This window comes from Corynebacterium silvaticum, from assembly GCF_002162115.2.
Classification (GTDB): Bacteria; Actinomycetota; Actinomycetes; order Mycobacteriales; family Mycobacteriaceae; genus Corynebacterium; species Corynebacterium silvaticum.
Window position 1 is genome coordinate 1,333,963 of the sequence record NZ_CP021417.2, and the last position, 11,419, is coordinate 1,345,381.

At 52.7% G+C, this 11,419-nt stretch carries 8 protein-coding genes and 2 pseudogenes; 3 read left to right on the forward strand and 7 right to left on the reverse strand.

Annotation, left to right across the window (positions count from 1 at the left end; all coding sequences use genetic code 11):
- Positions 1–3: 3 nt before the first annotated feature.
- The 3 genes from meaB to CBE74_RS18700 all read right to left on the reverse strand — a co-directional run bounded on the left by meaB (position 4) and on the right by CBE74_RS18700 (position 5,208).
- On the reverse strand, positions 4–1,107 hold the full coding sequence (gene meaB, locus CBE74_RS18690; protein WP_087453990.1) for a methylmalonyl Co-A mutase-associated GTPase MeaB: 1,104 nt from the start codon (positions 1,105–1,107) through the stop codon (positions 4–6).
- A gap of 76 nt (positions 1,108–1,183) precedes the next feature.
- Complete coding sequence (gene scpA / locus CBE74_RS18695; RefSeq protein ID WP_087453991.1) at positions 1,184–3,391, reverse strand: methylmalonyl-CoA mutase; 2,208 nt, start codon at positions 3,389–3,391, stop codon at positions 1,184–1,186.
- A 5-nt stretch (positions 3,392–3,396) separates the two neighbouring features.
- Positions 3,397–5,208, reverse strand: a complete 1,812-nt coding sequence (locus CBE74_RS18700; protein ID WP_087453992.1) for a methylmalonyl-CoA mutase family protein — start codon at positions 5,206–5,208, stop codon at positions 3,397–3,399.
- Between the two features lie 224 nt (positions 5,209–5,432).
- Here CBE74_RS18700 and CBE74_RS18705 point away from each other — a divergent pair, with 224 nt between their 5' ends.
- Together CBE74_RS18705 and CBE74_RS18710 are read left to right on the forward strand one after the other, a co-directional pair.
- Positions 5,433–6,134, forward strand: a complete 702-nt coding sequence (locus tag CBE74_RS18705; RefSeq protein WP_087453993.1) for a TVP38/TMEM64 family protein — start codon at positions 5,433–5,435, stop codon at positions 6,132–6,134.
- A gap of 90 nt (positions 6,135–6,224) precedes the next feature.
- On the forward strand, positions 6,225–6,797 hold the full coding sequence (locus CBE74_RS18710) for a MarR family transcriptional regulator (protein WP_087453994.1): 573 nt from the start codon (positions 6,225–6,227) through the stop codon (positions 6,795–6,797).
- Between the two features lie 70 nt (positions 6,798–6,867).
- Here the strand turns inward: CBE74_RS18710 and CBE74_RS18715 are convergent.
- From CBE74_RS18715 to CBE74_RS18725, 3 genes and pseudogenes are all read right to left on the reverse strand, one after another.
- Positions 6,868–8,079, reverse strand: a pseudogene (locus CBE74_RS18715) (SPFH domain-containing protein).
- Positions 8,080–8,508, reverse strand: a complete 429-nt coding sequence (locus CBE74_RS18720) for an NfeD family protein (RefSeq protein ID WP_087454887.1) — start codon at positions 8,506–8,508, stop codon at positions 8,080–8,082.
- Positions 8,509–8,558: 50 nt separating this feature from the next.
- Positions 8,559–9,401 (reverse strand): DUF3097 domain-containing protein, encoded by an 843-nt coding sequence (locus CBE74_RS18725; RefSeq protein WP_087453995.1) that lies wholly within the window; start codon positions 9,399–9,401, stop codon positions 8,559–8,561.
- 33 nt (positions 9,402–9,434) lie between these two features.
- Between CBE74_RS18725 and CBE74_RS18735 the strand changes: the two are divergent.
- Positions 9,435–10,215: pseudogene (locus CBE74_RS18735) on the forward strand (hypothetical protein).
- On the opposite strand, the gene CBE74_RS18740 reads toward CBE74_RS18735, so the two are convergent.
- Entirely contained in the window at positions 10,188–11,318 is a 1,131-nt protein-coding gene (locus CBE74_RS18740; protein ID WP_134315908.1) for a ferrochelatase, read from the reverse strand. The pseudogene CBE74_RS18735 and the gene CBE74_RS18740 sit on opposite strands and share 28 nt — an antisense overlap.
- Between the last annotated feature and the right edge of the window lie 101 nt (positions 11,319–11,419).

The following is an 11,419-nucleotide window of genomic DNA, read 5'->3' on the forward strand; positions in this document are numbered from 1 at the left end:
GTATCAATGCTCGTCTCTGCGATCGAAAGCCCGAAGAATCTTTTCTGCACCAAGGGTTGGTGTTATCTGAGCTTGTCGTAATTGCGTCTCCACGAGTTTGCGGACAGAACTAACCTCAGGATCTGCGTTCAATCGCTGCAACAGCGTCTCGTGCACCATCGACCACATCCATTGGACTTGTTGCTCTCTGCGGGTGTGCTCGAAAGTGCCTGAGTCCAGCATTACTTTGTGGTGCTCCTGGACATGATCCCAGAACTCTTCCACCCCTTCATGTTCCACCGCAGACATCGTCATGGTTGGAGGGTGCCACAAGTCGCTTTCTTGGCGAACCATCCGCATCGCAGCACCCAGTTCCCTAGCAGCACGCTTGGCGTTTTTCAGGTTGGGGCCATCGGCTTTATTGATTGCGACGAGATCAGCCATTTCCAGGACACCTTTTTTAATTCCCTGGAGCTGATCCCCAGCGCCAGCAAGTGCCAAAAAGGTAAAGCAATCCACCATCTGAGAAACCGCTACCTCTGACTGCCCCACGCCCACGGTCTCCACGAGGATGACGTCATAACCAGCGGCTTCAAAGACCACCATGGATTCCCGGGTAGCTTTGGCCACGCCACCTAGCGTTCCTGCTGACGGTGATGGGCGGATAAACGCGTTCTCTTCCCGCGCTAACTTGGCCATTCGAGTCTTATCGCCAAGGATAGAGCCTCGGGTTTTGGTCGAGGAAGGATCAATAGCTAACACCGCGACTTTATGGCCCTCAGTGATCAACTTCATCCCGAGAGCCTCAATGAAAGTCGATTTGCCGACTCCCGGAACACCAGTGATTCCCACTCGCAGTGCTTTTCCGCTAAAGGGCAGCAACCTAACCAGTAGTTCCTGCGCCAGTACGCGGTGTGCTGCGGCTGTCGACTCCAGCAGCGTAATTGCGCGTGACATAAGGGTGCGGTCACACCGACGAACGCCTTCAAAGAGCTCATCCACGTCTATACGACGGCGGGCGCGTTTAACAATCTCTGGAGGAACCGATGTTGCTTCCCCTAGGTCTGTTCCCGAAGTGGTCATGAGGGAACCTAAGTGATGCTCGAGGTATTCATTGTCCATAGTCATGGCTCATCCTTCCCGTCGAAAACGACGTCACCGGCCGCGCACAAGAGCGACCGGTGACGAGGTTGGCATGGTTTAACTAAGCTTCATCGACCTGAAGCTCGATGCCAAGATTTGCTGACAGCTTAGTCAGCATGTCGATCGCTGCTTCTGCGATGACGGTACCTGGTGGGTAAATTGCCACAGCACCGTCGTCGTAAAGCTCTTGGAAGTCACCCGGTGGGATCACACCACCGACAACAATCATGATGTCCTCACGACCGAGCTTTGCCAATTCTTCCTTCAACGCAGGTACCAAGGTGAGGTGACCTGCAGCTAGAGACGACACGCCAACGACATGGACATCGGCGTCTACTGCAGCCCGTGCCGCCTCTGCAGGAGTCTGGAAGAGCGGTCCGACGTCAACGTCCATGCCAAGGTCGGCATAAGCGGAAGCAACGACTTTCTGACCACGGTCGTGTCCATCCTGACCCATCTTGGCTATGAAGATACGCGGGCGGCGGCCTTCTTCCGCTTCAAAGGCGTCTGCCATAGCGATAGCCTTATCGACGTTCCCCACAGCACCTTCCTTTCCGACTTCTTCCTTGTATACGCCAGATAGCGTACGGATTTCTGCCTCGTGACGGCCGAAAACATCTTCGAGTGCGTCCGAGATTTCACCGATTGAGCATTTTGCGCGAGCACAGTCGACCGCGAGCTTAAGGAGGTTATGATCCAGATCGCCTGGCTTCTTGGTCTCCATGCGGGCAGCTTCTGTCAAAGCGTCAAGGGTGCGTTTCACTTCAGCCTCGTCACGCTCTGCACGCAACTTAGCTAACTTCTCGATCTGCTCAGCGCGCACCTTCGTGTTGTCAACCTTGAGGACTTCAATCTGCTCGTCTTCCTCAACAACGTACTTGTTCACGCCGATGAGCGCTTGACGCCCGGAATCAATTCGTGCCTGGGTACGAGCAGCAGATTCCTCAATGCGAAGCTTCGGAATTCCCTCGATGGTTGCCTGGGCCATGCCACCTGCGGCCTCGACTTCCTCGATGTGAGCACGTGCTCGCTCAGCGAGTTGTTCTGTCAGCCATTCGATGTAATAGGAACCAGCCCATGGGTCGACTGGAGCTGTGGTTCCAGATTCCTGCTGCAAAAGAAGCTGGGTATTACGCGCGATACGTGCAGAGAAGTCGGTCGGTAGCGCAAGGGCCTCGTCGAGAGCGTTGGTGTGCAGCGACTGAGTGTGTCCTTGTGTGGCACCCATGGCTTCAACCGCCGTACGAGCCACATTGTTGTACACATCCTGCGCAGTCAGGGACCAACCTGAGGTCTGCGAGTGGGTACGCAGAGACTGCGACTTAGGGTTCTTCGGGTCGAACTTGGCAACCAGTTCGCTCCACAAAAGGCGTCCCGCGCGCAGCTTTGCGATCTCCATAAACGTGTTCATGGAGATACCCCAGAAGAAGGAGAGACGGGGGGCAAACTTGTCCACGTCCAGTCCGACGTCTTTACCGGCACGAATATATTCGATTCCGTCTGCAAGCGTGTAGGCAAGCTCAAGATCTGCCGTAGCTCCAGCCTCTTGAATGTGGTAGCCAGAAATCGAAATCGAGTTAAACCGCGGCATCTTCATCGAGGTGTACTCGAAAATATTTGAGATGATGCGCATGGACGGCTTCGGCGGATAAATGTAGGTGTTACGAACCATGAACTCTTTCAGAATATCGTTCTGAATAGTTCCGGCCAGTTGCTCAGGAGCAACTCCTTGTTCCTCTGCAGTCACGATATAAAAAGCCAGGACTGGAAGAACTGCGCCGTTCATGGTCATGGACACCGAAACCCTGCCGAGATCAATACCGGCGAATAGTTCTCGCATATCCAGAATCGAGTCAATGGCCACGCCTGCCATACCGACGTCGCCGACAACGCGCTCATTATCTGAGTCGTAGCCACGGTGAGTAGCTAGGTCAAAAGCGACCGACAGGCCTTTCTGGCCAGCGGCAAGGTTACGGCGATAAAAGGCATTGGACTCGGCGGCCGTGGAAAAGCCCGCGTACTGGCGGATTGTCCATGGCTGGTTGGTGTACATGGTGGGATAGGGGCCACGCATAAAAGGAACCATGCCGGGGAAAGAATCCAGCTGTTCAGCCGGGACTGAATCATCACGATCGTCGCGGTTAAATACACGCGGGACGTCAATGCCCTCTGGGGTGGTCCATACTTGTTCGCGCAAAGAATCAGCGTTGTCCGCAGCTTTTGTCTCAGCGGCTGCAGAGTACTCAGCGAAATTTGGGATGGTGTTCATTGTGCTTATGCTCCCAACTTGTCGAGCAGGTTAGTCAACGTAGCGCCTGCGTCGATCTTGAGGTTCAAGTAATCATCCGGCTCGAAATCATGCCCTGGTGAGCCAGCCAGCAAAATGGTCTCAACGCCTGCTTCGCGCAATGCAGCAAAAGCTTCTGCACCAGAGGCATCGTATTCCGCGTCTGTTCCACAGATCACGGCAATAGAAGCCGAATGTGCTGCCTGCTCGAACTCGGGGGTTCCCGGCGTGACCTGACCGGGGTTGAGGGCCTCAATACCGCCGGTACCCAATAGGTTGGTGATAAACCCTGTACGGATGTTGTGCTTGGCTAGTGGGCCTAGTGGAATAAGCGCCGCTGCTGGGCGTTTCCCATGAACTTCCATGAACGCATCTGAGCGGTTGCGCAATGCCTCAAACTGCGCGCCCCAGCGACGAACGTGGGTTGGTTCCACGCGCAGCTCTGCGGGAAGCGGAGCCTCTGCAAGGTTGGGGAACTCGTTAATCGCAGTGATCTTCTTAGTGCGATGAGCGATGTCGTTTCGGATTGCCTCGTGGGCCTCATCCAACATGGACGTAAGCGCACCGGATTCGAAGGCTGCGGTGAAACCACCTTGAGCTTCAATCTCAGTGAAAACCTTCCACGCTTTCTCGGCGATTTCCGAGGTGAGTTTCTCCACGTAGTAGCTACCGCCAGCCGGATCGATAACATGGCCTAGGTGGGACTCTTCCAGAAGAAGTAGGTTGGTGTTACGCGCGATACGATGCGCAAATGGGCGAGAAATCTTAGGAAGGCCACCTGGAATTGCCCAGTCAAAGCACAGCACCTCAACATCATGAGCACCGCCAACGCCACCGGCAAAAGCAGCAACCGTCGAACGCAGCATGTTGACCCATGGATCACGCTGAGAGAACATGACTGGAGCAGTCAAAGCGTGCAGCGGGGCGCTACCGTGATCTGCTGCACCGACGATTTCCGCAACTCGTGCCCACAGGGTACGTGCGGCGCGTAGCTTAGAGATCTGGGCAAACTGGTCATCGGTGACCGCATAGCGGAAGGACAGCTGATCGAGTGCGTCAGCGACACTCAGGCCTGCTGCGGTGAGTTCCCTGAGATACTGAGCTCCAGCGGCAAGGGCCAAACCGATTTCTTGTGCATCCGTAGCACTCTGATTAGAGAAAGAAACAGCATCAATCAGGATGGCACGAGTATTCTTGCGTTCTGCTGCACCAACGGCCAAAGACACTGCAGTGGGCAGGTCAACAGAGGCAGATCCATCGATCCAAGAAGAAAGCGGAGAAGCTCCCAGCTCGATCAGCTTGGGGTCAGCATCCTGGGCGTCGACAAGCTTATAAAGTTCCTCTGCCACGCTGGCAGTGGCCTCACCCGAGTTAAGCCGCACTGGAGCGTACTGGAAAAGTACTCCCTTCAGCAGCTTTTCGACGCCCTCAGTGCCGTAGATAACGATGTCAGTCGTACCGTTATCTAACGCAGATAAAAGCTGTTCATTCGAAGCGGAAGGACCGAAAGACTCGGTCACTCCCCAACCAACGCCTTCTTCAGCTCCTGCGCCGCGTGCACCGCGAGTGAACGGGAAGACTCCAGGAAGAGTGACTTCAGCGAGTTCATCAACACGGTTATACAGCGGGTTAACGTTGATTCCGTCATAGGTTGTACGAATCAGCTTGCGCCAGATATCAAGCGGTATATCGGCGACGTCTTGTTTACGTACTCGGGCAAAAACCTTGGCAACAGCCTTGTACCAAGCCTGCTGCTGGGCTTCAAATTCTTCGGTTTGGGCGAATCGTGTGTCAGTCACGAGTGGGACCCACTCCCCTCACATTTGTGGGCTTGAGGTTTGCTCCTGGAAAAGGGGCAAGCTCCAAGCTCCGTTTGTGTCTTGAGTTGATATGTCGTGGCGCTGGGCACCAGATCACCTAAAGCACCTAATGCCTCACAACAAGCTCTAAGTGTAGTCCGCATCAATTCTTTTCTGTGGCCTTTTTCCCGAATGGGTGGAATCGGGCATTAAGGTAAAGCCTCGTGAACAGTTTTTTTAACTTTGCTTGGGGCATTTTTCGTGATGGATTAAACACTATTAAGTCATGGAGTGCAGCTAAGAATATTAGCGTTTTCGCACTAGGGATAGCTTTTATTCTCATTACAATCCTCGTAGATGTCCCCAGCGTAGAAACGCTCAGGTCGTGGGCAGATGATGCCGGTAGCGCCTTTGTGATTTTGTTCGCTTTTCTATACATCGGGATCACCCAGTTTCCGATACCACGCACTCTTCTCACCTTGTCCGCAGGAATTCTTTTCGGTCCCATCAAAGGGATTATCGTTGCACTCACGTGTACAACAGCCTCCGCAGTCATCTCTTTGCTCATCATCCGCAAACTCTTAGGCGAATGGATGGCACCCAGACTGACTCACCCAGCGGTCTCTGGAATCAACCAGCGCCTACGCCACCGGGGATGGCTGGCTGTCGCGTCATTGCGCATGATCGCCGGAGTCCCCTTTTCCATCATGAACTATGTCGCTGCCCTGACAGCAGTTCCGCCTCTTGGTTTCGCTCTAGCTACGCTCGTCGGTTCTGCTCCCGGCACCATCGTGGTTGTTATTCTGGGAGACTCCATCTTGCGCGGCGCAGATGCGAAAATTCTTCTCTTCTCAGCTTCGCTTGCATTCTTAGGCATTCTAGGATTGCTTATCGACGCCCGCATGCCGGTTAAAACGCGCCGGTAGATAGGCTATGCTCATATCCATATAGTTTTGTAGGGGAAGGTCATCTTCCCCTTAACCTTCATTTATTTTTATAGTTTATAAGGAAGTATCTTGTTCGCTATCCATGCGCGATACCGTGGACGAGAGCGCCGACGCGCTCAGTTCGTTCAACAGTCCGCACGAGCGTTAAGCACGCTAAAAGGAGTGGATGAGTTTACGGTTGTTGGAGCAGAAGACATGGCGTCTGTTATCACAACAGCCGAAGCCGCCTGTGACACAGTCATGGCGCTCATCGCTGGAGGCGACTGGGCGATAGGGATAGGCGTGCTCGATTCCCCCACTGCCACACGAGACGATGCTCTCGGCTTAGCAGCCACGGCATTAGGCAATCGCGCACGCGGTGGCACGATCAAAGCAAAAGTCAAACATGATAAAAATTGGGCAGATTCCATCCAATCAGCTTTTTCCTTGATCAACTATGTTCTCTCACGTCGGACGCCCGAGGGACGAGAAGCAACAAGCCTCATGCGTTCGGGTTTCAATCAAAACGAAGCCGCAGCAGAATTAGGGATATCAAAACAAGCAATGAGCCAGCGACTACAAGCAGCTGGCTGGCAAGCAGAACTCTCTGGATACCGACTGGCCATACAGATTCTTAAGCGAGCAAACCGAGAAGATACTTAGGGGCATCTCGGACTAATGCGAAAAGCCGCTGCCTTCAGTAAGAGGAGGCAACGGCTTATTTTCTTTGTGGCTACGCTAAAGTTTCTGGATTATCTAACAGCAAATCATCAGACTGACTAGGAATTTTCTGCTCAATTGCAGGTTGGCCACTTGCTTTTTCTTTTGCAGAAGAACTCATAACACTCGTGGGCTCGTCCACGGGCTTATTCGCCACTGCCTTCGCTGCAGCTACTGCTGCCTCGATTTCCGGATTCGATGAGGCTTTAAACCAATCCTCATGGTGATCTTCCTCCGCCACGTCGAGACTGCGTTGATCTACCTCGCTGCTCTCGTACCGGAAAACTCCATCATCGTCTTTCTTAGCCAGTGCTTTAGCGAATTGTTCAAGAGAATCGCCAAACTGGCTCGGGATCATCCACATAGTCGATGCTTTGCCCTCAGCAAGCTTAGGCAGCTTTCCAGGTACTGCTAAGCCAAGACCTCGGGGGTTACCTGAGCCGACTTAATTGCTGCGTTAACTTTCTGGATTGCCCGAGCTTCACCTTGAGCTTCCAAATACCTCGCTGCTCTGTCGCCTTCCGCCCGCAAAATGGTAGCCTCACGCTCAGCTTCAGCTGCCAAAATGGCCGCATGCTTTTCGCCTTCTGCAGCAAGAATTTTAGCCTGTTTCTCACCCTCTGCAGTACGGATATCTGATTCCCGACGACCCTCTGCAGTCAAAATCATGGCGCGTTTTCCCGGTCAGCTTTCATCTGCATTTCCATCGACTGCTGGATCGATGGTGGCGGATCAATGGCCTTGAGCTCAACTCGGCTGATGCGCAGACCCCATTTGGTGGTAGCAGCGTCCAGCTCGCCGCGCAGCCTCCGGTTAATAACTTCACGCGATGTCAAGGTCTCTTCTAGGGTCATGCCACCTACTACGTCGCGAAGCGTGGCTACCGATATCTGTTCAACGCCGACGATGTAATTATCTACCCCGTAGATGGCGCGAGCAGCGTCGTTAATTTGGAAGGTCACCACCGTATCGATAGCAACCGTCAGGTTATCTTGCGTAATCACTGCCTGAGGCGGGAAAGACACAACGCGTTCCCTTGTATCCACCTTTGCCCGAACGCGATCGATGAAGGGAACAAGGAGGCTTACTCCGCCAGAAACCGTCTTTGTATAACGCCCAAGACGCTCGATGACGACTGCCTCACCTTGGGGGGAATAATGACGATTGATTTTGCGATGAGCAGGGCAACAAAGACCACCACCACCGCCAAAAAAATAAGAGACACCTAAGCGTCCTTCCAGACGACTGCTGTTGCACCGTCAATTTCTATTACTGTGACCGATTGCCCCGGTTCAAAATGATGTCCCGGGTCAAGGCTCCGCGCAGACCATATGGATCCGTCGAATCGAACCTGCCCGCCATTTCCCGTTATAGGCTCAATAACCTCAGTCGCAGATCCGATGAGAGCGCGAGCGGACGTATCCAACGCAGCAGGCTTATAAAGCCTCTTTTTAAGAGCTGGTTTAAGGACAAAAAGAAAAGCGATAGATGTGGCGGCAAAGGTTGTCGCTTCCACCCAAAGGGGCACGTCTGCAAAACTGACTCCAGCCGCAGCTAAAGCCCCAAGACCGAGCATAAGAAAGGTCAACTCACCAGCAAGCAATTCCAAACCGATGAGTGAGATACCTGCGATTAACCAAATCAAAGCTGCCACACCACCATCATACTGAAAAACAGTGCTCAATCGGTTGAAAACTTTAAGGATTAAGCAAGATCCTCTTTACTCAGCTCTGGAGTGGTCACAAAGTCAACCAGCCTTTCAACCGCACCAATGAGTGAAGAATCAACGTCGCGGAAAGAACTCACTGCGTTATAAACGCGATTCCAGCCCTCTTTAGGATCACTCCACCCCACGCGGCGGCAAATTCCTGTTTTCCAGTCTTCACCGTAGGGAACTTCTGGCCAAGCACGGAGTCCAAGTCGCTCAGGTTTCACCGCAGCCCAAATGTCTATAAACGGATGCCCTGTAACCAGCACATGCGGGCCAACAGAAGAGGTCAATCGCATTTCTTTAGAGCCTGTGACCAAGTGATCTGCTAAAACGCCAACTCGGCGTCCGTGCTGCGGTTGAAATTCTTCCAACCGCTCAGGCAGGTTGTCTAGGCCTTCCAGATACTCAACCACCACCCCTTCAACGCGGAGATCGTGTCCCCAAATTTTCTCTACAATTGCTGCATCATGAATGCCTTCTACCCAGATCCTTGAAGGCGCAGCTACTTTGGCTTCCACGTTTTTCACTCTCCGCGAGCCCGAATTAGACCGCTGCTCGGCCGTTTTAGGCACGTAACGAGTTAAGGAAACTCTTTGTCCATCTATCATGAACGTGCCTTCGCGCATTTTAAAGATTCGTTCTCGCCCGTGTCGGTCTTCAAGCCGGATAAAGTCGCCATCATATGTGCGCTCAAAATTGACTACGGCGCCTACGAAACCGTCAGCCAACACTTCTACGACGAGACCCGGCTCTGCCGGAATCTGGGGGAAAGATGGTCGCTGCTGGCGAGAATGCCCGTTAAGAATATTCCCGGAATAAGGGTCAGTAAAGCTCATAGACCTAGAGTATTCGCTAAACTCACTTCAGTTATGAACATCCGCACACATGTCTATTCACCGCTACAAAATACGGCGTTATGGATCGCCGCATGGCTCTATGGTCATGAGTCCTATGACCACACCGAACAGGCGCTTAATAACCTTGAAGGGCCACACCGCCTAGGGGATGGAGACATTGGATTCTTTGAATTAGCTCAAACGCTGAGAAAATCACAAAACCATTAGTGGACACTTTCTCTGGAGAACCCTTACTCAGAATCGTCCTTGACGGGCCTGGTACACCCGTGGGTCTACCTGCGCACCATGAAGCAACGGCATGCGCGCAGCAAGCTGGAGGTGCGATCGTGATTACAGGAGGATTGTCGACTCACACTCACATTTTGGTTCCACGCTGGAAAGAGATCAACGGTTTTACTACGTGGGAAACCTTTGCGGTTTCCGATCCCCTTCCTTCCTCTTCTTATCTAACTCCGGGGGATGCCGATCGACTGCTGACCGAGGCAACCAGAACCGCTGCTGAGCTGATTCAGTCCAGCGGTATGCGCAACTCCGAGTTAGCTGACCCGCGGCTTACGGTCGGCATGCTCAACGATTTTTATGAAACGCCTGGACTTCCCGATGCTATCGCTCCTAGGGCAGCAAAACTCATCGCGCGCGCAGATAGAGTGACAGCGATTATGGAGACCGTCACAGATGTTTTAGGCGATCATCCCTTTGACCAGCAGCTCCTAAGCCTGGCAAACACATACGGGAAGCTCGAATGACGGCTGTCAACTATGCGGTTCATGAATGGGGGCGTTTAGCGGGCTGACAACACTGCGGTTCGCAGGCTGCTCCGTTAAAGGAACAGCCTCTCGACGGAACCCTCCCAAGGTGTTGAGCGGACATTGGATTGAGAGTCTCATGAAAAAGCTGGACAACCATCGACGCAAACGTACTAGTGTGCCCGACGGTTTTTGCCCTGACCACTTCGATACCACGTTTCTCCGCCTCGACCTGGAGCTCATTATCCAAGTCCCAGACCACTTCCATATGATCTGAGATGAAGCCGATGGCGGAGACAACTACTTTGTTCACGCCTTGAGAATGAAGGTCGATAATGTGATCTACGATGTCTGGATCGAGCCAAGGGATTTTTCCGTTTCCTGAAGCCGACTGCCACACCACGTCATATTTTTGGACCCCGAGGCGATCTGCGACAAGCCTCGATGCTTCTGCGATCTGACGTGAATAAAGATTTCCATCAGTATCGATGCCCGAGGTCTCATCAGCTATCAGCGGAATTGAATGAGCTGTAAAAACAAGCCTTATCCCCTGCTTTTCTCCTTCTTCAGCGCTCACCCCAAAGTGCTCGAATGCCTGCTGTACAACCTCGGCTTCTTCAGTAATAAAACTGGGATGGTCAAAAAACTGCCGAACTTTTACAAACTCCAGCTGTGGAAGCCCCACGGCGTCGAGATGCTGATTCAATTTGATCAGGTCTTCTCCATACTGGCGGCACCCTGAATAACCACCCCACGCAGAAGTTGCAAACACTATAACTTTGCGGTGTCCTACCCGCGACATCTCTTCAGCAACGTCGTTGGCGTAAGGATGCCAATTTCTATTACCAAAGTAGACCGGTATAGAGAGATTCTGGCTTTGCAGCTCGGCCTCAATATTGGCAACGATCTCACGGTTAAGTTGGTTGAGCGGGCTTACTCCATCAAAGTGATGGTAATGAACAGCAACTTCTTCCAACCTCTCACGTGGTATACCGCGGCCGCGTGTGACATTTTCCAAAAAAGGTAGAACCTGTTCAGGCCCTTCTGGTCCCCCAAAAGATAAGACCAGTACAGCATCAACATCCACTAAATTCCATGCAGGTAATGAATGAAGAGTTTTTGATCGGTACACACTATCAAAGTCGGCCATGCGCAAAAGCCTAACATTGTTCTAGATCACAGGAGAAATTAAGTAAAAGGAACTGCTGCATGCTGGGACATAAACCCGCCCCAGAAGTGAAGATCGATTTC

Excerpts from the sequence above, each read along its gene's own strand:
- meaB (WP_087453990.1), bottom strand. The coding sequence starts at position 1,107 with ATGACTATGGACAATGAATACCTCGAGCATCACTTAGGTTCCCTCATG.
- scpA (WP_087453991.1), bottom strand. The coding sequence starts at position 3,391 with ATGAACACCATCCCAAATTTCGCTGAGTACTCTGCAGCCGCTGAGACA.
- CBE74_RS18725 (WP_087453995.1), bottom strand. The coding sequence starts at position 9,401 with ATGAGCTTTACTGACCCTTATTCCGGGAATATTCTTAACGGGCATTCT.
- CBE74_RS18740 (WP_134315908.1), bottom strand. The coding sequence starts at position 11,318 with ATGGCCGACTTTGATAGTGTGTACCGATCAAAAACTCTTCATTCATTA.